The 23,017-nt window shown below is 38.6% G+C and carries 19 protein-coding genes and 4 tRNA genes; 13 read left to right on the top strand and 10 right to left on the bottom strand.

Going from position 1 to position 23,017, the window contains the following annotated elements:
- Positions 1–28 precede the first annotated feature (28 nt).
- The gene (locus MKL38_RS12580; protein ID WP_270903413.1) at positions 29–1,972 is read right to left on the bottom strand and encodes a lytic transglycosylase domain-containing protein; all 1,944 of its coding nucleotides are present in this window, start codon (positions 1,970–1,972) and stop codon (positions 29–31) included.
- A gap of 287 nt (positions 1,973–2,259) precedes the next feature.
- On the opposite strand from MKL38_RS12580, the gene miaB reads away from it, so the two are divergent.
- From miaB to ybeY, 3 genes are read left to right on the top strand one after another with little or no spacing between them, the layout of a single operon-like run.
- Positions 2,260–3,711: a tRNA (N6-isopentenyl adenosine(37)-C2)-methylthiotransferase MiaB gene (gene miaB / locus MKL38_RS12575; RefSeq protein ID WP_270903412.1), complete on the top strand. Its 1,452-nt coding sequence runs from the start codon at positions 2,260–2,262 to the stop codon at positions 3,709–3,711.
- Between the two features lie 37 nt (positions 3,712–3,748).
- Positions 3,749–4,837 carry a PhoH family protein gene (locus tag MKL38_RS12570; protein WP_017388325.1) on the top strand — a complete coding sequence of 363 codons (1,089 nt, stop codon included), beginning with the start codon at positions 3,749–3,751 and terminating at the stop codon, positions 4,835–4,837.
- 9 nt (positions 4,838–4,846) lie between these two features.
- Positions 4,847–5,329, top strand: a complete 483-nt coding sequence (gene ybeY, locus MKL38_RS12565) for an rRNA maturation RNase YbeY (protein WP_270903411.1) — start codon at positions 4,847–4,849, stop codon at positions 5,327–5,329.
- Positions 5,330–5,430: 101 nt separating this feature from the next.
- Here ybeY and MKL38_RS12560 read toward each other — a convergent pair whose 3' ends face one another.
- A complete protein-coding gene (locus tag MKL38_RS12560; protein ID WP_270903410.1) occupies positions 5,431–6,315 on the bottom strand; it encodes an energy transducer TonB in 885 nt (294 codons plus the stop codon).
- Positions 6,316–6,547: 232 nt separating this feature from the next.
- On the opposite strand from MKL38_RS12560, the gene MKL38_RS12555 reads away from it, so the two are divergent.
- The 3 genes from MKL38_RS12555 (at position 6,548) to MKL38_RS12545 (ending at position 8,738) form a co-directional block, all read left to right on the top strand.
- Entirely contained in the window at positions 6,548–7,219 is a 672-nt protein-coding gene (locus MKL38_RS12555; RefSeq protein ID WP_005038515.1) for a hypothetical protein, read from the top strand.
- A gap of 158 nt (positions 7,220–7,377) precedes the next feature.
- Positions 7,378–8,091 carry a DUF3108 domain-containing protein gene (locus MKL38_RS12550; protein WP_270903409.1) on the top strand — a complete coding sequence of 238 codons (714 nt, stop codon included), beginning with the start codon at positions 7,378–7,380 and terminating at the stop codon, positions 8,089–8,091.
- Between the two features lie 71 nt (positions 8,092–8,162).
- Entirely contained in the window at positions 8,163–8,738 is a 576-nt protein-coding gene (locus MKL38_RS12545; RefSeq protein ID WP_004639480.1) for a xanthine phosphoribosyltransferase, read from the top strand.
- A gap of 49 nt (positions 8,739–8,787) precedes the next feature.
- Here the strand turns inward: MKL38_RS12545 and wrbA are convergent, their stop codons facing one another.
- Positions 8,788–9,396, bottom strand: coding sequence for an NAD(P)H:quinone oxidoreductase (wrbA, locus tag MKL38_RS12540; RefSeq protein ID WP_201774416.1), 609 nt, complete (start codon positions 9,394–9,396; stop codon positions 8,788–8,790).
- Positions 9,397–9,756: 360 nt separating this feature from the next.
- Here wrbA and MKL38_RS12535 point away from each other — a divergent pair, with 360 nt between their 5' ends.
- On the top strand, positions 9,757–11,004 hold the full coding sequence (locus MKL38_RS12535; RefSeq protein WP_045125985.1) for a YihY family inner membrane protein: 1,248 nt from the start codon (positions 9,757–9,759) through the stop codon (positions 11,002–11,004).
- Positions 11,005–11,112: 108 nt separating this feature from the next.
- Here MKL38_RS12535 and MKL38_RS12530 read toward each other — a convergent pair whose 3' ends face one another.
- Together MKL38_RS12530 and MKL38_RS12525 are read right to left on the bottom strand one after the other, a co-directional pair.
- A complete protein-coding gene (locus tag MKL38_RS12530; protein WP_270903408.1) occupies positions 11,113–11,754 on the bottom strand; it encodes a fumarylacetoacetate hydrolase family protein in 642 nt (213 codons plus the stop codon).
- Between the two features lie 39 nt (positions 11,755–11,793).
- Positions 11,794–12,291, bottom strand: a complete 498-nt coding sequence (locus MKL38_RS12525; protein ID WP_151744411.1) for a YcxB family protein — start codon at positions 12,289–12,291, stop codon at positions 11,794–11,796.
- A gap of 222 nt (positions 12,292–12,513) precedes the next feature.
- Between MKL38_RS12525 and MKL38_RS12520 the strand changes: the two genes are divergently transcribed.
- A complete protein-coding gene (locus MKL38_RS12520) occupies positions 12,514–13,206 on the top strand; it encodes a nitroreductase family protein (RefSeq protein WP_270903407.1) in 693 nt (230 codons plus the stop codon).
- Positions 13,207–13,321: 115 nt separating this feature from the next.
- Here MKL38_RS12520 and MKL38_RS12515 read toward each other — a convergent pair.
- Positions 13,322–13,398: transfer RNA gene (locus MKL38_RS12515), tRNA-Arg, on the bottom strand.
- A 580-nt stretch (positions 13,399–13,978) separates the two neighbouring features.
- On the opposite strand from MKL38_RS12515, the gene MKL38_RS12510 reads away from it, so the two are divergent.
- On the top strand, positions 13,979–16,288 hold the full coding sequence (locus MKL38_RS12510; RefSeq protein ID WP_270903406.1) for a beta strand repeat-containing protein: 2,310 nt from the start codon (positions 13,979–13,981) through the stop codon (positions 16,286–16,288).
- 69 nt (positions 16,289–16,357) lie between these two features.
- Here the strand turns inward: MKL38_RS12510 and MKL38_RS12505 are convergent, their stop codons facing one another.
- The 4 genes from MKL38_RS12505 to MKL38_RS12490 form a co-directional block, all read right to left on the bottom strand.
- Positions 16,358–16,951, bottom strand: a complete 594-nt coding sequence (locus MKL38_RS12505) for an HAD-IB family hydrolase (protein ID WP_198496974.1) — start codon at positions 16,949–16,951, stop codon at positions 16,358–16,360.
- A gap of 107 nt (positions 16,952–17,058) precedes the next feature.
- Positions 17,059–17,135 (bottom strand) — tRNA-Arg (locus MKL38_RS12500).
- A gap of 39 nt (positions 17,136–17,174) precedes the next feature.
- A tRNA-Arg gene (locus tag MKL38_RS12495) sits at positions 17,175–17,251 on the bottom strand.
- 9 nt (positions 17,252–17,260) lie between these two features.
- Positions 17,261–17,351, bottom strand: a tRNA-Ser gene (locus MKL38_RS12490).
- A 261-nt stretch (positions 17,352–17,612) separates the two neighbouring features.
- Between MKL38_RS12490 and rnr the strand changes: the two genes are divergently transcribed.
- From rnr to MKL38_RS12470, 4 genes are all read left to right on the top strand, one after another.
- A complete protein-coding gene (gene rnr, locus MKL38_RS12485) occupies positions 17,613–20,030 on the top strand; it encodes a ribonuclease R (RefSeq protein ID WP_270903405.1) in 2,418 nt (805 codons plus the stop codon).
- Between the two features lie 134 nt (positions 20,031–20,164).
- Positions 20,165–22,219: a M3 family metallopeptidase gene (locus MKL38_RS12480; protein ID WP_270903404.1), complete on the top strand. Its 2,055-nt coding sequence runs from the start codon at positions 20,165–20,167 to the stop codon at positions 22,217–22,219.
- Between the two features lie 40 nt (positions 22,220–22,259).
- The gene (locus MKL38_RS12475) at positions 22,260–22,469 is read left to right on the top strand and encodes a YheV family putative zinc ribbon protein (protein WP_004639498.1); all 210 of its coding nucleotides are present in this window, start codon (positions 22,260–22,262) and stop codon (positions 22,467–22,469) included.
- 11 nt (positions 22,470–22,480) lie between these two features.
- Positions 22,481–22,888 carry a hypothetical protein gene (locus MKL38_RS12470; protein WP_270903403.1) on the top strand — a complete coding sequence of 136 codons (408 nt, stop codon included), beginning with the start codon at positions 22,481–22,483 and terminating at the stop codon, positions 22,886–22,888.
- Positions 22,889–23,017: the final 129 nt, after the last annotated feature.

The raw sequence follows: 23,017 nt of genomic DNA, 5'->3' as shown, positions 1-23,017 counted from the left end.
AGAAGATCCATCATCAACCACCTTAAACTTAAGGCGATGTACGCATTGGAATGACTTTCATACGTTGTGATAACGATTGAGCTCCTTGCCCCAATATTACACCGTAATGTGTTGCATTAGTCATGACATGCTTGACATAGTCTCTGGTCTCTAACAATGGAATTGTCTCTGTATATTGGTCAGCCGAAATTGATTGAAAGTCCGGTTGCCAACGTCTTGCCCGATTAGGCCCAGCATTATAACCTGCCGTAGCTAAAACAGGGTTATTGCTTAACTGCCCTTGAATCATCGACAAATAAAATGTTCCATATCGAATATTGGTATTCATTTCACTTAATGCCGCTGGATTATAAGTTTCACCCATTTGACGTGCAATCAACTTTGCCGTATCGGGCATAATTTGCATAAGTCCACCCGCTCCAACGTGAGAGCGTGCAGAGGTAACAAATCGGCTTTCTTGTCGCATTAAACCATAAGCCCACGCTGGATCAATTCCAGCATTGTAACTATGACTTACGACATTAGTCTTATGGGGTGTCACATAGCGATACGTATCATTATGTTTATTTGTTGTACGATCTGCTGCATAAATTGCACGATCATACCACCCCATATCATGGGCACGCTTTGCCGCAGCTAATAACACACCATCATCATGTTGAAGATAAGCTTGTCGAACTGCCCAGTTCCATTCTCGGTTAGTATAAGTCGGATTTGCATTAATACGTCTTAAAGTAAAAGCACGATTAAAGTGAACATTCTGATCTAAGCGTCTTAAATCACTTGAAGTGGGCTGATCATCGTAAGGCTGATGATTATAACGCTCACCCAAACGATCTTTTGCTAAAAGGTTGTGATAGTCATCACCACTTTCAGCCAATTTTTTATAAATACGTTGCGCAGTATTTTTTGAATTACTGTCATTGCGCTGCTCTGTTGCACGAGCAAGCCAATATTGCCAGCGGTCTTCTTGTTTTTGTGTCACGCTCATAGCATCAATGGCACGAATTAAACTTTCCCACGCACCAAATCGAATTGCCTGACGCGCATAAATTTCAGCTTCTTCAGAACTTAGAGGATAACCATAACTTGCATCAAAATATTGAAGAACTTCACGATTGAAATTATTTTTCATGACCGTGGTGCCACCAATATAAGCCACCGTTCTATATAAATACTTTTGTATATTCTCTGGTGTACCTTGAGCGACACGTTGTACGTTCGAAAAAGCGTTGCTTAAGTCATTATTAGCTAAACGACCTAATGCAAAAATCAAATAAGCATAGTCTGTATCATTGGTTTTAGGCGCACTCCACAAATAATTGAGTGGATTAGCCTGAATTTGGTTAAGCTGCGCCAACGACAAATTCATTCCCAAAGTCTGTGCGGTAGCAAGGGCCTGCCCTGTTAAACCAGAACGTAACTGCACCCAAAGACGTTGTTGTTTATCTTGCTGACTCATTAATGGGCTAGATAACATCAAGCGTCCTAGACCCACACAAGATTCAGGTTGCGATTCGGTGGCTAACCAAACATCTTTGTATTCAGCAAAAACTAATGCATCACCAGTTTTCGCTCTCACCTGTGCCAATGCGCAATTTTCGGCCTGATCAGGATTAGTTACATAGGATAATAAAGGTTGTGCAGATGCGAAGTCAGCTTGTTTAACTTTTTCTTCCACATAATCGGCGGCTAATTTCTCAGCCATTGCTGATTGAGGATAACGTTGAGCAAAACTTACAATCGAGGCTGAAGGTTGAAAGCCTAGATTGGTATTAAGTTTCCAATATTCCGGATAGTATCCCAATACATCATTTTGCATAGCAAGCTGATATTGGTCTAATAATGCTGTATTGCCACTATTTGCAGCGTTTAATGCGTCATTAAACTGCTCTTCAGCAGCATAGGTAAATGAACAACCAAGTAAACACATAGCTCCTAACCAGCTACGATGCATATATTTATTTTTCATTACACGACTATGGATTGATGAGCTCTTTCTACTTGGTCTCATAAATGTGTTAAACCCTGACTATTCACCTTCAGAGCATAGTTTAATTAGTCTTCGTGCTTTCTTTTGTTGTGTTATGTAACTCTCTGATTCAACATCATTAAAATTTACATAATTTACTTCAAAAAAACGGTGTCACGTTCTAAAGGTTTACTGTTATCGGTTCAGTCCAAATGCTGCTATAATGAATGGTTTGACCCATTTTGGGCAAATTTATTCTTTTTTAGATCGATCTGTTAGGAGCCTGCATGACGGTTCAAACCTTCATTCCCAATGGTGCCAAAGCTGCCTCAGAAAACACTGTTACCCAGCCAACGCACACCACTGATGTTTCAATAAAAAAACTTTATATTGAAACTCAAGGGTGTCAGATGAATGAGTATGACAGTCACCGTATGGCAGACCTTTTAGGGGACTCTCACGGTTACATTTTAACGAACAACCCTAGCGAAGCAGACATCCTGCTCATGAATACGTGTTCTATTCGTGAAAAAGCACAGGAAAAAGTATTCAGTGAATTAGGGCGCTGGCGCAAATTAAAAGACAAAAATCCTGATCTTGTGATTGGTGTTGGTGGGTGTGTTGCCTCTCAAGAAGGCGACAATATTCAAAAACGTGCACCTTATGTGGACATGATTTTTGGCCCTCAAACATTACACCGTTTACCGCAAATGCTTGATCAACATAATGCTCAAGTAGAAAAACCTAAAAAAGATAAAATCAAACTGGTTGATATTTCTTTCCCAGATATTGAAAAGTTCGACTTTTTACCAGAACCACGTGTAGAAGGCTTTAAAGCATTTGTTTCTATTATGGAAGGCTGTTCTAAATACTGTTCTTTCTGTGTAGTTCCATATACACGCGGTGAAGAAGTTTCTCGACCTTTAGATGATGTACTTGCAGAAATTGCAGGGCTTGCTGAAAAAGGTGTCCGTGAAATTTCACTTCTTGGACAAAATGTAAATGGTTACCGCGGTGAAACCTTTGAAGGTGGCATCTGTACTTTCCCTGAATTGTTACGACTCGTTGCAGAAATTCCGGGTATTGGACGCTTACGCTATACAACATCGCACCCACTTGAGTTCTCTGATGAGCTTATTCAGTGTTATGAAGATTTACCTCAAATGGTGTCACATTTACACTTGCCGGTACAAAGTGGTTCGAATGATGTTTTAAAAGCAATGAAGCGAAATCACACGATTGATGTCTATATCGATAAAATTGCGAAGCTACGCAAAATTCGTCCAGATATGCATTTATCAAGTGACTTTATTATTGGCTTCCCTGGTGAAACCGATGAAAATTTCGCAGAAACATTGCAATTTATCAAAGATTTAGACTTCGACCATTCGTATAGTTTTGTTTATTCAAAACGCCCAGGTACGCCTGCATCAGACTTGCCAGACACCACACCAGAGCAAGTTAAAAAAGAACGTTTAGCTCAAGTTCAAAAAGTAATTAAGCAATCTAGTATTGAAAAAACAGATGCCATGTTAGGTAAAATTGAACGTGTACTTATTGAAAAAGTATCTGATCAAGACCCTAATATTTTAATTGGTACTGCTGACAATACACGTCTGGTCACTTTCGTTGGTGATGCGACTTGGGTTGGTCGTTTTGCAGAGATCGAGATTACTGAAATTAAAACTTTAAATTTTGTTTACGGTGAGCTCTTGAATCTTGAACCTGACGTGGCGTAATGTAGAGGTATTCTAAAGTCTACTGAAAGGTTTTCTCTTGACTGCAGCGATTCGACGTACCGTAACATTTCCTGAAATTTCAATGGAACGTTTAAAGAGCATTCTGGGTGCCTATAATGGGCACCTGAAGCAAATTGAACAACGTTTAGATGTCAAAATTACTCATCGTGGAGATGTTTTTCACATAGATGGTGAAATTGATGCTGTTGGGAGAGCCGAAGCATTATTGCAACGACTCTACGAAGAGTCTGAGCTATCCCAGCAAATCAGTGCCGATCTATTACACCTCCTCATTCAATCTTCACAAACTGAACGCAATTTCGAATTGGTCGGTGACGAAATGGATGAACATGATGCGCCACTCGATGTCTATTTCCAGACGCGAAAAGGCCGCATTAATCCACGTGGTGCCAATCAAAAACGTTATGTACAACGTATTTTACAAAGCGATATTTCTTTTGGTGTAGGCCCTGCTGGTACAGGTAAAACCTATTTAGCAGTTGCCGCCGCCGTAGATATGCTAGAACGTAACGAAATCCAGCGGATTTTACTTGTACGTCCTGCTGTAGAAGCTGGAGAAAAGCTGGGTTTCTTACCTGGTGATTTAACCCAGAAAATTGACCCATATCTACGCCCTCTTTACGATGCCCTTTACGAAATGCTTGGCTTTGAAAAAGTTGCCAAGTTAATTGAGCGTCAAGTAATTGAAGTTGCGCCTCTTGCATATATGCGTGGTCGCACACTTAACCATTCATTTGTAATTCTGGATGAAGCTCAAAACACAACACCTGAACAAATGAAAATGTTCTTGACCCGTTTAGGTTTCGGCTCTCGTGCAGTAATTACAGGTGACATTACTCAAGTCGATTTACCTAAAGGTCAACAATCTGGTCTGGCACACGCACTTCGTGTACTTGAAAATATTACCGAAATTCATATTACCCGTTTCCATTCCCGCGATGTTGTACGTCATCAACTGGTTCAAAAAATTGTTGAAGCGTATGAAGGTTGGGATGGAGAACAACATCGTCTTAATGCTGAAGCTCGTGCTGAACGCAAAGCACGTCAAGAAGCGTTAATGACTGAAAACGATACAGCAGCAGACTTGCAACATCAGGATGCTTAAGGATTCATTTTGAAAATCAGTTTAACTTTACAACAAGACTTCCTATCACCTGAGTTAGAGCTCAAACGAGCTCAACTCAAAAAAATCATTGAAACAACCTTACGCCACGTTAGTTATAACGAAGATTGCGAAATTGGCGTTGCTTGTGTCGATTTAGCAGAAAGCCAACAACTTAATCTGCAATATCGAGAGAAAGATAAGCCAACCAATGTTTTATCTTTTCCAAGTGATATTCCTGAAGAAGTTTTACCAATGCTCGATGCCTTTCCTCTGGGTGACTTAGTCATTTGTATTCCAGTTGTATTGCAAGAAGCGGTTGAACAAAAGAAAACAGCTCAAGAACACTTTGCACATTTATTGGTACATGGTGTTTTACATTTACTGGGTTACGACCACGAAACTAGTGACGAAGAAGCTGAAGAAATGGAAGGACTTGAAGTTGAAATTCTAGCAAAACTGAATATAGACAATCCCTACCAAGAACAGATCTAATCAATAATGATTAGATGAAAAACATAATCTGCCTTCAGGTGAGATGTTGTTTAATGAACTAAAATCAATGTGGATAAGCCAAAACTTATCCACATTTTTTATTAATGCACTTCAAATTCTGCTTGAGCTGGATCGAAACGCCAAGTACGTACAATACGCAATTCAGAAATATCTTTCATATTGGTATCAAAATGCCCAAATGGTGCGCCGCGACGTACTGAAGACTTTGCAGCTTCATCCAATACAGAATGCCCTGAGCTCTCAAGCAACCGGATTGCACGAATCCCTCCTTGTGCATTTAAAATAACCATTAAACGAACTTCGCCTTTCAACTGTTGAACTTTGGCTTCTTCTGGATAATAGCGATTACCATACAACTCCACTTTCTCACGGAACTTATCTAAATAAGCAGCCGAGGCATCTTTTTTCGCCTGAATTCCATCTACTGTTTTTATTTTTTGCTGGCGGCTAAAATCCTGTTGGCGTTGTAAATACTGTGCTTCGAGACTTGCAACCATCGCAGCTTTTGCCTGAAATTGACTTTGTAATTGTTCTAATTCTTTTTTCCTTTGACTGGCGTCAGCTTGTTTTTGCCAACTCAAAACAGTCATTAAGACTTTTTCTTCAAATTTAAGCTCTCTTTGCTGCTGAACCTTTTGCAAAGTTTCTAACTGTGCCTCTCCAGTTGAAGCATCATTAGACATGGGATTTGGAGTATCACTAGAGGTACGGTGGGCTTCTCGAAATGCACCAGAACCTTGCTGGTCTGCTTGCGCCAAAAAGTCTGCCTGCTGAACTGGCTCATTGCTTGATCGAATTGAAATTGCAATTTCTTTAGTAGATTGCTCTGATGGGCTAGGCATCGAAAAGTGAATGAGCAACACAAAAATATGCAGTAAGATTGCCAATATTGTCGCAGCAATAAAGACTCGGTCTTGCCACCAATGATAAAAAGGCTCTATCGATAGACTTCTTTTGTTCAACATAATTTTAAAAGCATATAAATGCCTTATCCCCACGGTTTAATACCGAATAAAATATAAACTGATATTCAAATCTGGATAAAAATGTGATTCACTTCAAATATAGAGTTTTATCCATTTTCATTTTGTCAAAATGTATCAATTAAATTTGTTACACTGCAATATCAAAACTCGTTTTTTATCATAATAAAGATTGTGTTGGTTCTTAAGTAAATTATCTTCTGGAAGCTCTTTTATGCAAACGCTATTTTCTTCATTAGTCAGACGCCTTCAAAAAGTCTACCAAAAAGCAGAAGCATTCATTGAAGAAGAAAGAGATTTTACGCTATCACAAACCTTTCTGAATGCGACTTTACAGCGTTATGTCACCAATAATGTTGAATTTTTAGACGACCTCCATGCTGATCTTTATCATGATTGGTTAAGATTATATGCAACCATGCATGTAAAAGGCCTAGAGACGACATTATCTGTTGATTTAAAACTAATTCAGATGGAATTTAATAAAGAACAACAGCTTTTAGTTTTTGAACAAATTAGTAATACACAAATTATTGAAGCAAAATATAAAAACTTTTGGCAGAAGATTGCCGTAAAAGCCGCAGTTTTTTACTACCATAAAATTTTGAAAAAAGACCCTTTAGGAATGATTCTTGAACGTTTTAATGTAGCAGAAGAACGTGATGAACTCATATTTCTTGATCTCAACCGCTGGTTTGGTAAAAAAGCCAGTATCATCGAGACACTAGGTAAAGTGCATGTAAATTACGCACGAGTTCGTGAGGCTGAGTTAGTCGTATTTGGAAATGTTAATTTAGCCGCCCTGCTTTACCGTGATCAGGACGATGATTATGAAGATGAGTTAGAAGATTCTGAAATCACACCAATCCAGCAAAAAGATGTATAAAGCTGTGATAAATAAAAATGAATTAACTGCCAAAAAACACAAATAGATTACACATTTAGCATAAATCCTGATTTTTTCTCCATGATCAACAGGCATAATATGTTTAAGTTATAGATGCATCAGCACTGACTTTTCAGTCTGTACAAGGATATTTACTTATGGCAACAAAACTTCTGAAATCATTTGGCATCGCAACAGGTATTTCAACAACTTTGCTTTTGGCAGGTTTCTCAAGCCATGCACTTGCCATGAGCCCATTTCAGGCAAATTATCAGTTTACTTATAATAATAAAGGTATGGGTTCGGCGACACGTGCCTTAAGCCAACAAGGTAATAATTGGACTTATAATTTCACTGCTAAAGCAGGTGGAATCGCTTCTGCAAGCGAAACAAGTAAATTTAGTTTTGCTAATGGTAAAATTGGATCTCAAAGTTTTAGCCGTACCAGCAAAATTTTGATTCATAACAACACTATGAATATTAACTTCAATCCAAACAGCAAAACTATTTCTACCAAGAAAGATGATAAAGCTCGTTCATTTGCTTGGCAGGCCGGTGTACTTGACGAGTTAAATGCAGAATTACAAGTTCGTGAAGATTTAAAAAATGGCTCACTTAAAACTTCATATCCTCTTGCCGATGCAAAAGAAGTTGAAAATCGTCGCTTTGTAAAACAAGGCAATGAAAAAATTAAAACATCTTATGGAACATTCGATACCATTAAAGTCGTTTTACAACACAGCAAACCGGAACGCAGTACAGTCTTTTGGTTAGCCCCAAAACTAGACTATTTACCAGTTAAAGTCAGCCATATTGATGGTAAAACTTCTTATGGCCTGTTATTAACAAGTTATACAGGTAAGACGAATTAAAGCTTGCATTTTTTCGGATGCTTTTTAAAATACGCATTTGCTTTAAAAGCATCCGTCTAGAGGATTCTCCCGTGCACGCACTAGAACAGAAAATCTTAACAGAAGGTATCGTTCTATCTGATCAAGTCTTGAAAGTCGACGCTTTCTTAAACCACCAAATTGATCCTGTACTCATGCAGCAGATTGGTAAAGAATTTGCCGCTCGCTTTAAAGATGCAGGGATTACCAAGATTATTACCATTGAAGCATCAGGTATTGCACCTGCAATCATGGCAGGTTTAGAACTTGGTGTACCTGTAATTTTCGCTCGTAAATATCAGTCATTGACGTTAAAAGATGACTTATATCGCTCTAAAGTATTTAGTTTTACTAAACAAACTGAAAGCACAATTGCGATTTCAAACAAACACCTTCATTCAACTGATAAAGCATTAGTTATTGATGACTTCTTGGCGAATGGTCAAGCAGCATTAGGACTAATTGATTTAATTCACCAAGCAAATGCAGAAGTTGTCGGCGTAGGTATTGTGATTGAAAAATCATTCCAATCAGGTCGTGATTTATTGCTTGAAAAAGGCTACCGAGTTGAGTCATTAGCACGTGTTCTTTCTCTTACAGATGGCAAAGTTACCTTTGTAAAAGAATAAATTGTGCAAATGAAAAAGAGCGGATATCCGCTCTTTTTTTTATTTGTTTTTAAAGTACCCCTGAAAGCTTCTTAACAACCTCACCTAGACGCTTACCTTGTGCTTCACACAAAATCTTTTCATCCTGACTTAAATTCTGGTCATGGCGGGGTCCACTTACATGACTTGCCCCATACGGTGTTCCACCTGTTTTAGTATTAGATAAAGCTGGAATTGCATTTGGTAATCCCAAAATCATCATCCCGTGATGAAATAACGGCGGCAGCATCGTGAGTAAAGTACTCTCCTGTCCACCATGCATCGATCCAGAAGAAGTAAAAACACAAGCAGGTTTATTATGTAATGCCCCATTGAGCCAAAGACTCGTCGTTTGATCCCAAAAATATTTCATTTCACTTGCCATATTACCGAAGCGAGTTGGGGAACCTAATGCCAGACCCGCACAATTCGCTAGATCATCTAACGTACAGTAGATATCACCTTCTTCCGGAATGCTTGGCTCAGCTATTGTGACGACTGGAGCAATATTTGGCACTGTCCGAATTTTCACTGACATACCCGCAGACTCAACACCATTGGCAATTAAATGTGCCATTTCTTTTGTAGAGCCATATTTACTGTAATAGAGTACAAGAATGTAAGGTTGCATCGGTTTCATAAATTTTGTTAAAAAGAACACTATACGGTATTTTTTATTTTTTTGGCGAAACCAATCTTATGAAATTCTAGAGGTGATTGATTGTGTAGCATGAAAGGTAACACGAGCAAATTTCTCAAATTCGTTGGGTAAAAGGTTTATCGACTTTGATGAATTTTATCCTCAGACAACAGAAAGCCAACTTTTTTGAAAAAGATTAGGGCTACAATTTTTTCTATAGCACATAGTAAACTTACAGAACGACTTTAATTCTATAAGTTATTATTTTGCTTTAATCTATGATTTGAGTTCTTAAGCTCATACTTTGATAAGCTATTAATCGCCCAACATGATGATTAAAAAAATCGGGATAGACGACGCATGTTACAACGTTTTTTAAGTAAGCTTCCTTTTTATAATAAAACCTGGTTTCAATTCGTTTTATATGTATTTAAGCGTTTTGAAGCTGATCGGTGCCGCGAACAAGCTGGCTCTCTCACTTACACAACTCTATTCGCAGTTGTGCCGATGTTAACGGTTTTTTTAGTAATTATTTCTTCAATTAAAGCGTTAGAACCTGCAAGACAACAGCTCCAACATTTAATTTATAGTAATTTTTTACCTAAGAGCACTATCGCATTTGATAAAGCGCTAAATGCTTTTACAGAAAAATCCAGCAATTTAACTGTTATCGGTGTGCTGTTTTTATTCGTCACAACCGTCTTAATGCTCACATCAATTGAAACTGTCTTTAATCGTATTTGGCGAGTTAAAGAAACTCGTAGTGGCATTATGGGCTTTATGCGTTATTGGACGATCATCTCTTTAGGTCCAATTATTTTAGGAAGCGCATTCGTCATTTCTTCGACTGTCGCCTCCATGAACATTCTCAGCAATAATTTTGCAGGATATCAACTTGATGGATCATTCATTCTCTGGATGATTTCATTTGTATTGACTATTGTTGGCTTTTTTATTTTGTATTGGACTATTCCGAATCGAACAGTTCCAGTTTATGCAGCCGGTATAGCGGCCTGCTTAAGTGCTGCACTTTTTGAAATACTCAAAAACTTATTCAGCTTCGTAATGTCAAACTTCACTAGCTATGAACTGATCTACGGTGCATTTGCCGCAGTGCCTATTTTCCTGTTATGGATCTTTCTCTCATGGAATATTATTTTACTCGGAGTAGAAGTCAGTTTTGCTTTAACTGCTTTTCATTCGGGTAAAGTGCAAAAACGACACCCTGTGCTCATGTTATTAGATATTCTTGAATTGTTTTATAAAAAGCAGAAACTAGGTGAAAGTGTAAGTGATAAAGAAGCCTTAGAAATTTTAGGCCGAGGTGAAATTGGACGCTGGCCCTCTTATGTACTTTTACTTGAAGAGCAAAATTTGATTAAGCGTACAGATAAAGATGAATATGTCTTAGTTCGTAATTTGTCTCAAGTCGACTTCTGGAGCTTTTTTACTGCTCTTCCATATCCACTCCCTTTACGCCAAGATGTCCAAAATGTGCATGATGACGATGAATGGATGGAAAAAATTGGTCCAGCTTTAGTTGAGTCTAATGACTATCTAGCTGCAAAACTTTCTATTCCCCTCTCCACAATTCTTGAAGAGAAATAAGTAGGCAGCAGCTTCTCATTTAATTATCTGTACTCTAACTCTTAGCTCATAAAAAACCCTATTATTGAAAAATAATAGGGTTAAAAATATGTAGGAGCGTAAATGGGATTACACTTTTACAAAAGTTTCCCACACAAAATCTTGTGTTGCACCCTTTAATGTCATCTTCAACTGATCACCCGAGTGTAATGGCCCAACACCAGCAGGTGAGCCTGTCATAATCACATCACCTGGTTCTAGTGAAAAGACCTGATTAATATCAACTAATAAATCGCCAATGGTAAACATTAATAGTTCAGTATTCCCATCTTGACGTAACTCATCATTAATATGGAACGTGAATTTAGTTTCTTGCCAATTTGTAATTTCGCTCAAATCGACCCAGTCTGCCAAAACACAAGCACCATCAAAAGCTTTTGCACGCTCCCATGGGTGACCTTTAGTTTTCAGGTCATTCTGTAAATCACGCATTGTTAAATCAAGACCTAAAGTCACTGCCCCAATCGCTTTTAATACTTTTTCAGGGTCAGTTTCACCTTTTAAAGGCTGGTCAATACGTAAAACTAATTCACACTCAAAATGACAACTGCCCCAAGCTGGATTCCATGAAATACCGTCATTTAAACCAATCAAGCTACTAGGTGGTTTAATAAATAATATAGGTCTGTCAGGCATAGCATTATTTAATTCTTTGACATGATCGGCATAACTTCTGCCCACGCAAACGATTTTTGAAGGACGTGTATTCATGAGGCTTCCTTTGTTGTTGCGGCTAATAAGTCCAATAATTTATTTCTTAAATGTATTTTCAAATATCGTTTGATCTGAAACCTGTGCAAATGCTCGCTTTGGCACAATAATTACAGTTTTATTTTTTAGCTCAAGCATGTAAGTCAGCTTACCTTTAGCAAAGGTTTGTACATCTGAATATTGCATCACTTGTTTACGACCGCTGGCATAAAGCTCAAAATAATCTTGATAGAGGTCGATTCCCTGCTCGCTCTTTCCAAACTGGTAACGAACAAATTGACGCTTGAACAACATAGGTAAAAGCCAATAACGCATCAGTCCTTGCATCACCAGAAAAAACACACCTAACCCGACATAATATCGGCCTACCCCAGAGAAACCTAAATAAAGTCCCCAAATAATAATTGCGATACTAATCGCAGGTGTTAGAAAACGGGTAAATTGTTTTTTCCCAAATGTCACTAATGAAAATCCATCTTGTGACTCTTCTAAATTCAAATAGTAACGTAAAGATAAAGCTGTTTTTTGCTCAGTCATTGCACTGCATCGATACTCAATAAATCGGAACTATTAGAGCATATTCATTTCAGCTTTAAAATGAATCAAAGGCTATTTTTTGTTTTGCTCAAAAGTAACCATAGCAGTTGATTAAAAAATATTTTTCGTTGCATATATAGAACGTAGATTCATATTTATTGGGCTTATTTCACTTTTTAAAATTTCTACAATAAGAGCATCACCTTCTTAGTGGAATGTCTCATGTCTTTTTTTGCAAAATTATTTGGTTTCAATCAAAAAGCAACAGTCTTAAAAGATGTGGTTACGCAAACCACTCAAGAGATGAATCCTTCCAATGAACCAAGCTTTTTAGAATTAATTAAAAAACGCCGTTCCATTTATTCAATAGGAAAAAACTTAAAACACTCTCCTACTGAAATTGAAAAACTAATTCAAGAGGCTGTAAAACATAGCCCATCGGCGTTTAACTCCCAATCTTCTCGCGTTGTGGTTTTAGTTGACCAATCACACCAAAATTTCTGGAATATAGTTCTAGATGTATTAAAAACTATTATTCCGGCAGAAGCCCTAACTGGAACTGAACAGAAAATTCAAAGTTTTGCATCAGGTGCAGGTACAGTTTTATTTTTTGAAGACCAAGATGTGATTAAAGGTCTACAAGAGCAATTCGAGCTATATGCCGATAACTTTCCAATCTGGTCTGAGCATTCAACAGCAATTGCACAATTTGCAGTATGGAACGTCTTAGCTGAACAAGGCATTGGCGCTTCATTGCAACACTATAATCCAATCATTGATGAGAAAATTAATGCAGCTTTTAATATTCCTACTCACTGGAAATTAAGAGCTCAATTAGTATTTGGTTCAATCGAAGGCGAAGCAGGTGAAAAAGCTTTTATTGAAGATGAAAGCCGTTTTAAAACATTTGGTTAATCTTTTTCACCTTTAATTCTTTTCAAAGCTGGTTTCTATGAACACCAGCTTTTAATAAAGATGATAAAAATCAGACACAAAAAAACCGCTATATAATAGCGGTTAATTCTTCAAGTGGTGCGCTCAGAGAGATTCGAACTCCCGACCCCTTAGTTCGTAGCCAAGTGCTCTATCCAGCTGAGCTATGAGCGCGTACTTGATGTTGCGCATTATACGCATTTTTCAAAGCTTAGGAAGCCTTTTTTCATCTTTCTGTCATTAACCGTCTAGTTCTTAGCCAGCACCCTATTTTACATAAAATAGTAGCTAAAATTATTGGTGTTTTTCTCACCTAAGATGTATTTGAAATATTTTTTTTCAAATAAGTTTTATAGGCTTTTTGAAGTATTTGGTCATATACCTAGAAGTTAAAGGCGACTATTTTAGTCAACATTATAGAAATAAAATATTTCTAGTTAAGCTCTAAGAATATAGGCCTAAGTAAAATTTATCTAATATAATGATTCAAATAAATGAAAATATAAGTAAAAATATAATTAATTAAAAAAATATTATATAAAAACTATTATTATTTTTACGTCTAAATTAAATGAATTATTATTTCTTTAAATATTATTTAATATCAAAAAGTGTGACTAAAAATACACATTGACAGCTTTTTAGATCTAACCAATACTAAATTCCAATTATTGAGATACAAATCTCATTAATTATGTAGCGCAATAAATAATACTTACTTAAAAATACATAATTATATAGGAAATAGACCAACATGTTCTTACTAAAAACTCTTGTTTCTTCGATATCAAAAGTTACCCAAGACTTAGGTAATATTATATCGGTGAACACTAACGTAACTGGTGGCTCTTCAGTTGATGGTCACATATCAACCTCTGGCCTACTTTCAGACACTCTATCTACAGCAACAAATACGCTTACAACAACCACAACTGGCCTTGTTTCCGATGCTGTTGGTACTGTTACGGGTAGTATTGGTGCTACAAGCCCTGTAGACACTGTCACTAATATTATTGGCGGAGTAACTGGTGGTATTAGTGGTGGTAATCCTCTTGAAACCGTAACCAATATCATTGGTGGCGTAACAGGTGGCATCGATCTTGGAACCTCACCAATCGCTCCTGTTATTGATGTTGTACAAGGTGGTATCGATATTCTTCAAGGTGTAGAAAGCCTCAAAACTGAAATTATTAACACAGGTATTGAAACTGTAGCCGACGCTATTATCGGCATCCTTCCACAAACCGAACATCCTGTTTCTGAAATTGCAGACCTTGGTACATTAACTTTTGAAACTTCTCGCGACACAGTAAATGGTGCTCTCGAAACTGTTTCTGATTTGGTTGGTGGCGACATTCAAGGTGCAACTGAATCTGCTACTGGTATTGTTGATACGCTTATCACCAACGGTACGACTGCTACAGGTATTGTGACTGGTGTTGTTGGAAGTGTTACAGATGTTGTTGGTGGCGTAACTGGCGGTATTGATGGTAACCCGCTTGAAGTGATTACCGACATTATCGGCGGCGTAACCGGCGGTGTTGACGGCAACCCACTTGAAGTAATTACTGACATGATCGGTGGTGTAACTGGTGGTATCGGTGGTGGCACATCCCCAATCTCTCCAGTTATTGATGTTGTTCAAGGTGGTATCGATATTCTTCAGGGCGTAGAAAGCTTAAAAACTGAAATTATTAATACAGGTATCGACACTGTTGCCGACACAATCATTAGCATCCTTCCACAAACTGAACATCCTGTTTCAGACCTAGCAGATCTTGGTACATTAACTTTCGAAACTTCTCGCGACACAGTAAACGGCGCACTTGAAACTGTTTCTGATTTAGTCGGTGGCGATATTCAAGGCGCAACTGAATCTGCTACTGGCATTCTCGACACACTTATCACTAACGGTACAACTGCAACAGGAATTGTCAATAATATTATCGGCGGTGTAACCAGTGGTGATAGCCCTCTTGGCGTAGTAACCGATATTATTGGCGGGGTAACTGGTGGCGTTGGTGGTAATCCGCTTGAAGTGATTACTGACATTATTGGTGGCGTAACTGGCGGTGTTGACGGTAATCCACTTGAAGTGATTACTGACATCATCGGTGGCGTAACTGGCGGTGTTGACGGTAACCCACTTGAAGTGATTACTGACATTATCGGCGGCGTGACTGGCGGTGTGGACGGTAACCCACTTGAAGTGATCACTGATATCATCGGTGGCGTAACTGGCGGTGTTGACGGTAATCCACTTGAAGTGATTACTGACATTATCGGTGGCGTAACTGGCGGTATCGGTGGTGGAACGTCTCCAATCTCTCCGGTGATTGACGTAGTTCAAGGCGGTATTGATATTCTTCAAGGTGTCGAAAGCTTAAAAACTGAAATTATCAACACTGGTATTGACACAGTTGCTGACACAATTATCGGTATTCTTCCACAAGCAGAACATCCTGTTTCTGAAATTGCAGACCTTGGTACATTAACTTTCGAAACTTCTCGTGACACAGTAAATGGTGCACTTGAAGTTGTATCTGATTTAGTCGGTGGTGATATTCAAGGTGCAACTGAATCCGCGACTGGCATTCTGGGTACACTTATTACCAACGGCTCTACTGCAACGGGGTTATTAACAGAAATCCTTGGCGGAGTGACAGGAACTATTGGTGGCGCAACTGGTAGCGTTGGTGGTGATAGCCCTCTTGGCGTAGTAACTGATCTTCTCGGTGGTTTAACTGGAGGAGTTACTGGCGGTGACAGTCCTCTTGGTGTAGTAACTGACCTTCTAGGTGGCTTAACTGGTGGGGTTACTGGCGGTGTGGGTGGTGACAATCCAATTGGTATCGTAACAGATATCGTAGGTAGCTTAACTGGCGGTGTTACGGGTGGAAGTGGTTTAGATGTTATTTCTAATTTACTTGGTGGATTAACGAGTGGCGGATTACTCGGTGGAGTAACTTCTACAGTATCTAGCGTAACAAATACAACGCATACTATCGTACCTCAGTCATTACTTACTGATAACTTCTTAGATAATTCTTTCCATACTGTTTAATATTATTAAAAGAAAGCCACTTTTATAAGTGGCTTTCTGCCTTAATATAGTTTTAAATGTTAATTAATACTAATCAATCTCTTGCCATCTATAATATTTTTTATGTGCTAACTCTAACATTGCATAATCATTAGGCGTATCACCATAGGCATAAATTGTAGAATATTGGCTTAAATCATATTTATTTTTTATTCTATTTACTTTTTCTAAATAACCACAATCACCATCAATAAAATGACCTGTTAAAATACCATTATGTATTTCAAGTTGATTGCATATAACATCTAAACCTAAAGAATGGCACCAACTTTCTAAATAAACGCCTAATGATGCAGATACAACAACAATCTGATCACCTTGCTCTTTATGCCAGAGAATACGCTCCAAAGCATTTTCACGAACGCATGTAGGAAGCACCTTTTTTGCAAACTCTTGTCCCATATATTTTATGGAGTTCGCATCATAGCCCACATACCCTACCTGACAGAGCTTAGTTCGAATAGTTTTATCCGTTACCCAACCAAGTTTATAACCCGCTATATACGGCGCAAGTCGGATACCACCGACGATTTGAGTTTTTCTATTCAACGAAAACTTAAGAAATAAGCTAAATGTGTCGTTGTGAGTGATCGTGCCATCAAAATCAAATAAAGCTAGATTCATTTATGATTATCTCTAATATAATTAAAAAGTTATAAATTTAGATTTTTTTAAAATTACTAAAAAACAAGCACAAAAAAACCGCTATAAAAGCGGTTAATTCTTCAAGTTGGTGCGCTCAGAGAGATTCGAACTCCCGACCCCTTAGTTCGTAGCCAAGTGCTCTATCCAGCTGAGCTATGAGCGCGTAACTTGTGTGCCTTTCAGCGATTCGTTCTATTTTACTTGGTGCGCTCAGAGAGATTCGAACTCCCGACCCCTTAGTTCGTAGCCAAGTGCTCTATCCAGCTGAGCTATGAGCGCATTAAGTAATGGCGGTGAGAGAGGGATTCGAACCCTCGATACCAGTAATAGGTATGCTTCCTTAGCAGGGAAGTGATTTCAGCCACTCATCCACCTCACCGGAACGAGCCGCCATAATACAAACTAAAACCACATTGATCAAGTCATCATACTGAAATTTTCTTGTTTTTTAGTTCAATGAATTACTTTTTAAACAATTTACTCATTATTTTCGTCTTTTTCGATCAAACGCTTGTTAAGATAGATATTATTTCTTCATCAAAATACTGTAGTGCATAACACATTATTGCAAACCTAAACGTGCAGTTCGGGTCTGCATGGCTTATGCTAAACTTATCTGCCAAGCGTGAAACCAAACGACATGACAAAAAACTGGGCTGACCCTGAAGCGAAAGCTGAAGCTGAACGTTATGACAATCCTATTCCAAGCCGTACTCTTATTTTAGATACATTGGAGCAGGTGCAAACACCACAATCTCATGCAGAGCTTGTCGATCATTTTAATATTCATGACCAAAAAAGTATCGAAGCGTTAAGTCATCGTTTAAGTGCTATGGTTCGTGATGGTCAAATCATGAAAGACGGTTTTAAATTTCAGTTGGTGGCAGATCAACCAACATATGAAGCAACTGTTTATATTAATAGTAAAGGTTTAGGTACAGCACATATTGATGGTCAAACTGACCTTTTACTTCCTGAACGTGAATTACGTTTAGTATTTAATGGCGACCGAGTTAGAGTGCGCCAGACTTCAGTAGACCGTAAAGGTAAACCTTGGGGTTTTATTACAGAAGTTTTACAACATCGCGTCAAACAATTGATCGGTAAATTGTCAGTTCATGATGGCGAATATTTTATTCAACCCAACAGTCCTAATCAGCACCAACCTATTCCTTTAGAAAAAGAACTCGTAAAACACGCTGAAGCAAATGTTGGCGATATGCTACGTGTTGCAATTGATAGCTATCCGACCCGCGAAGAGTTTTCAACGGCGCATATTATTCAGTCTATGGCCGATAAAGCTGATACAGAAATTATCATTCCACAAACCATTCTTGAATTTGGTTTGCCATATGAGTTTCCAGATCAGGTATTAAAAGAAGCTGAAAGCTTTAAAGAGCCATCAGCTCAAGACCGTGAAGGCCGCATTGATTTAAGAGATTTAGCATTAGTTACGATTGATGGTGAAGATGCACGCGATTTTGACGATGCAGTTTATGCAGAAAAACGTCCGGGTGGTGGTTACCGTGTTGTGGTGGCAATTGCCGACGTAAGTCATTATGTACGCTTAGACTCAGCCCTCAATGAAGAAGCTGAGGAACGAGGTACTTCTGTATACTTCCCTCACTTTGTATTACCAATGCTGCCAGAGGCCTTATCAAATGGTCTGTGCTCTCTGAATCCGCATGTAGACCGCTTATGTATGGTCTGTGACCTAAAACTCTCTCGTACAGGCCGTGTAACTGGCTTTGAGTTTTATCCATCGGTTATGCACTCAAAAGCGCGTTTGACCTATACCCAAGTAGCACAATATTTTGAAGGCGCAACAGATGCGATTCCAAAAGATCGCGATGTTCATAAATCCTTAAATACGCTTTTCCAGCTTTATCAAATTTTGAAAAACTTACGTGCTGACCGTCATGCAATGGAATTTGAAACCATTGAAACGTACATGACTTTTGATGAGCTAGGCGGGATTAAAGAAATTTTGCCACGTACACGTAATGAAGCTCATAAACTGATTGAAGAATGTATGTTGCTTGCTAACGTAGCTGCGGCTGAATATGCATTAGAAAATGATATTCCAATGTTATATCGCGTACATGAAGCTCCTGAGTTTTCACGTATTCAGAAAGTAAAAGACTTTGTGAAATTACTTGGTCTACCCTTCCCTGACCAGCCAACTCAAGCAGATTATCAACGAGTCATCGAAGCAACTAAAGATCGTATTGATGCACCAAGCATTCATGCCGTGCTATTACGCTCAATGATGCAAGCTTATTATGGCGCAAAAAATGCGGGGCACTATGGTTTAGCTTATGAAGCATATACGCATTTCACTTCGCCAATCCGTCGTTACCCAGATCTATTGTTACACCGTGCCATTAAAGCTCATCTAAAACAAAAACCTTCTCCACTTTCTGGTGCTGCGCTAGATGATGCTGGTGAACATTTCTCTAAAACTGAACGCCGTGCAGATGAAGCATCTCGTAGTGTAACGACTTGGTTGAAATGTCACTATATGCAACAGCATTTAGGCGAGGAATTCATTGGTATCGTAAGTGCCGTAACTGAATTTGGTTTGTTCGTGACACTAAAAGACTTATATGTCGATGGCATGATTCATATTAGCCAACTCGGTGATGACTTCTTTATTTATGACCAAGCGAGTCAAAATCTTGTAGGCCAAAATAGAGGTCAAGTTTTTGGTTTAGGTGATGAAGTTAAAATTCAGGTTGCTGGCGTAAATCTTGAAGAACGTAAAATTGACTTCCAGCTTCTTCAACAAGTCACACATGCAGGACGAGTAGTTCGTAGCCGAGCTCCACGCACAACCAAAACATCTTCACAAGCAACTGAAGAAGTTTTCAGCAAACCGACTGTCAGTACTGATGGAGAAAGACCTGTTCACAAAAAGAAAGAAAAAGCCAAGCCTAGTTCTTATACTAAAAAGCCTGGTAAAAAAACTTCTGCAAAAGCTGAAAGTAAACCAGAAAAAGTAAAGAAAAAGTCTAAGCCTAAAAAGAAAAAAGCGAATGCAAAATCAAAGGCTGAATAATTAAACAATAGATGTTGCCAGCCTAGAAATAAGCTCCGATTTGGAGCTTATTTCTTTTTAAAAAGCTTATTTTGCAAATTAAACTTGATTTCCTACCTGACAGGACCTACATCTAATACCATGTTTAAAAAATAATGTGGCTAACAGCAATGACTTTTCAACAAGCGACCTTACCAACTCCGCGTTTTGATCAAATTGAATTAGAAAATTTAAAAGAAGACATCCAACAAGCGATTCAAGCAGGTCAAGAATTTTTAAATACGCTTACAGTTGTACCTAGCGATACCGCTCAACAACTTGCCGTACTTGAACAAGTCGATACACTTGAAAACAACCTCAGTGAATCATGGGGTGTTTTATCGCATTTAAACGCGGTGATGAACAATGCTGAAACCAGAGAAGTCTATCAATCGTTATTACCAGCTTTGAGCGAATACTATACTCAGCTTGGTCAACACACGGCGCTCTATCAAACGTATCAACATATCCATGATGGTCAGGGCTATACGTCTCTTAGTCCAGCCCAACAAAGTGCTATTCGCCTTGCATTACGTGATTTTAAACTTTCAGGTGTGGCTTTAGAGGGTGAAGAGAAAAAACGTTATGCAGAGATTTCTGCACGCTTGTCACAAATTTCTTCTGATTTTTCTAATCATGTACTTGATGCAACACAAGCTTATTTTAAACCCCTTACAGAAGCTGAGCTAAAAGGTCTTCCAGAAAGTAATGTTGAGTTGTTGAAACAGTACGGTAAACAGCGTGAATTAGATCAAGCAGTAGCGACACTCGACTTTCCTGCTTACTTTGCCATTATGACCTATGCAGATGATCGAGCATTACGTGAAGAGCTTTACAGAGCGTATGTGACTCGTGCTTCTGATCAATCTGAGCAAGCTGAATTTGATAACAGTAAAATTATGGAAGAAATTTTGAGTCTTCGTCAAGAAATGGCGAAGCTACTCGGTTTCAATAATTATGCTGAATATTCTCTTGCAAGCAAGATGGCGCCAGATGTAAAAACAGTAAATGAGTTTTTGGTGGATCTAGCCGAACATGCACGTGCCCCTGCTCTCCAAGAAGTTGCTGAACTTCGAGATATTGCCAAACAAGATGGTGTCGATGAACTTCAACCTTGGGATACCACTTATTATTCTGAAAAGCTTAAACAACAACAGTTCAACTTATCTCAAGAAGCGTTAAAACCTTACTTCCCTGCACCTAAAGTCATTCAAGGATTATTCCAGATCGTGCAGCGCTTATATGGTATTAACATCATTGAGCGACAAGCACCCGTCTGGCACCCAGATGCACGTTATTTTGAGTTAGAAGACCAAGGCCAAGTAATTGGTGGATTCTTCTTTGACATCTATGCACGTACGGGCAAACGTGGTGGTGCATGGATGAACGGTTTCCGCTCACGCATGCAAACTATTCACGGTCTGCAAAAACCAATTTGCTACATGGTATGTAACTTTACACCTCCAGTAGGTGATCAGCCTGCTTTACTGACTCATGATGAAGTCATCACCTTATTCCATGAGTTTGGACATGGTCTACATCACATGCTTACCGAAGTAGATAACATTTCGGTTGCAGGTACTCATGGTGTTGCTTGGGATGCGGTAGAACTTCCAAGTCAGTTCATGGAGTTCTGGTCTTGGGATAAAGAAAGTCTAGATGTATTAAGTGAGCACATTGAGAGTAAACAGACCTTACCACAAGAATTGCTCGATGCTTTATTAAATGCCCGCTTCTTCCAATCTGGCATGCAGACTTTACGTCAACTTGAATTTGCCTTGTTTGATTTAACAATTCACACCAAAACACCAGCACTGAACAGTGAGCAAATTCAGCAGACTTTAAATGAAATACGTAGCCAATATGCTGTCGTTCCTACTGTCGGATACAACCGTTTCCAACATAGCTTCAGCCATATTTTTGCTGGTGGTTATGCGGCTGGTTATTACTCTTACAAATGGGCAGAAGTGTTAGCTAGCGATGCATTTGACCGTTTTGAACATGAAGGCATTTTCAATACTCAAACGGGTAAAGAATTCCGTCAGGCGATTTTAGCTGTAGGCGGAAAAGACACTGCTCTTGAAGCATTTGTTAATTTCCGTGGCCGTGAACCTAAAATTGATGCATTGTTACGTCATCAAGGTTGGACGAATGACAGCAAAACCGCTTAAACTATGGGCCTAAATTGATCGTGTGGTTAGGGTGATAAAGATGAAAAAACGTTTCATTGCTGGGGCTAAATGTCCAAAATGTGAAGCAACAGATCGGATTGTCATGCTAACCACCGCTGAAGACGAATGGATTGAATGTATCGAATGCGGTTATAGCGAAAATCGTCCGACTCATATTGATGAGCCTGAAGCACCTGCTGTACCTGATGAAGTTGGAGTAATACAGTTCAAGCCTCGTCGTCCTGACTAAAGGTCTTAGAGATGCCACTACAAAGAAAACAAAACTCAAAACTATTGTGGATTTTAATTGGGGGCTTAAGCATTCTCGTAGTGCTTTTTTTCGCTGCACAATGGTTTTTCAAAAAAACCGAGTCAGCCGCACCAATGGTTGATCCTCATCCTGTTTCGACACCTGCGCCTGTTAAAACCACTGATCCATCATCAGAGGCTGCAAGTTCACCACAACTTATGAATGAAGATGTGCTTAAACAGCCTGTACCTGCTCAAGAGTCTTTAGCAAAAGAAGAAGTGTCTAAACTCGATGACATCCATCGTCAGTTGCAAGATCAAGAAAGTTCATTAAAAGCTCAGCATGCAGATGCAGATCAATTAACGAAACTCAAAGAAGAACAAGTTAAATTGCTTGAAGCTCAACTCAAGCATCAATAGTTTTTCAATGGGAACTTAAAAAGCTAAAGTTATTCATCTTTAGCTTTTTTATTTTAATTAAAATAATTCTAGCCATCATTTTCCAAAATTTATTGAATTCTACTACTAAAAAAGCCCTCCATTTAGGAG

This window comes from Acinetobacter sp. AOR14_HL (genome assembly GCF_027855175.1).
In the GTDB taxonomy this organism is placed as follows: Bacteria; Pseudomonadota; Gammaproteobacteria; order Pseudomonadales; family Moraxellaceae; genus Acinetobacter; species Acinetobacter calcoaceticus.
This window is presented reverse-complemented; position numbering and strand designations above follow the sequence as displayed.

What these genes read in the sequence shown, in the direction of transcription:
- MKL38_RS12580 (WP_270903413.1), bottom strand. Translation starts at nt 1,972, where the DNA reads ATGAAAAATAAATATATGCATCGTAGCTGGTTAGGAGCTATGTGTTTA.
- miaB (WP_270903412.1), top strand. Translation starts at nt 2,260, where the DNA reads ATGACGGTTCAAACCTTCATTCCCAATGGTGCCAAAGCTGCCTCAGAA.
- MKL38_RS12560 (WP_270903410.1), bottom strand. Translation starts at nt 6,315, where the DNA reads ATGTTGAACAAAAGAAGTCTATCGATAGAGCCTTTTTATCATTGGTGG.
- MKL38_RS12555 (WP_005038515.1), top strand. Translation starts at nt 6,548, where the DNA reads ATGCAAACGCTATTTTCTTCATTAGTCAGACGCCTTCAAAAAGTCTAC.
- MKL38_RS12550 (WP_270903409.1), top strand. Translation starts at nt 7,378, where the DNA reads ATGGCAACAAAACTTCTGAAATCATTTGGCATCGCAACAGGTATTTCA.
- wrbA (WP_201774416.1), bottom strand. Translation starts at nt 9,396, where the DNA reads ATGAAACCGATGCAACCTTACATTCTTGTACTCTATTACAGTAAATAT.
- MKL38_RS12535 (WP_045125985.1), top strand. Translation starts at nt 9,757, where the DNA reads ATGTTACAACGTTTTTTAAGTAAGCTTCCTTTTTATAATAAAACCTGG.
- MKL38_RS12530 (WP_270903408.1), bottom strand. Translation starts at nt 11,754, where the DNA reads ATGAATACACGTCCTTCAAAAATCGTTTGCGTGGGCAGAAGTTATGCC.
- MKL38_RS12525 (WP_151744411.1), bottom strand. Translation starts at nt 12,291, where the DNA reads ATGACTGAGCAAAAAACAGCTTTATCTTTACGTTACTATTTGAATTTA.
- MKL38_RS12520 (WP_270903407.1), top strand. Translation starts at nt 12,514, where the DNA reads ATGTCTTTTTTTGCAAAATTATTTGGTTTCAATCAAAAAGCAACAGTC.
- MKL38_RS12510 (WP_270903406.1), top strand. Translation starts at nt 13,979, where the DNA reads ATGTTCTTACTAAAAACTCTTGTTTCTTCGATATCAAAAGTTACCCAA.
- MKL38_RS12505 (WP_198496974.1), bottom strand. Translation starts at nt 16,951, where the DNA reads ATGAATCTAGCTTTATTTGATTTTGATGGCACGATCACTCACAACGAC.
- rnr (WP_270903405.1), top strand. Translation starts at nt 17,613, where the DNA reads ATGACAAAAAACTGGGCTGACCCTGAAGCGAAAGCTGAAGCTGAACGT.
- MKL38_RS12480 (WP_270903404.1), top strand. Translation starts at nt 20,165, where the DNA reads ATGTGGCTAACAGCAATGACTTTTCAACAAGCGACCTTACCAACTCCG.
- MKL38_RS12475 (WP_004639498.1), top strand. Translation starts at nt 22,260, where the DNA reads ATGAAAAAACGTTTCATTGCTGGGGCTAAATGTCCAAAATGTGAAGCA.
- MKL38_RS12470 (WP_270903403.1), top strand. Translation starts at nt 22,481, where the DNA reads ATGCCACTACAAAGAAAACAAAACTCAAAACTATTGTGGATTTTAATT.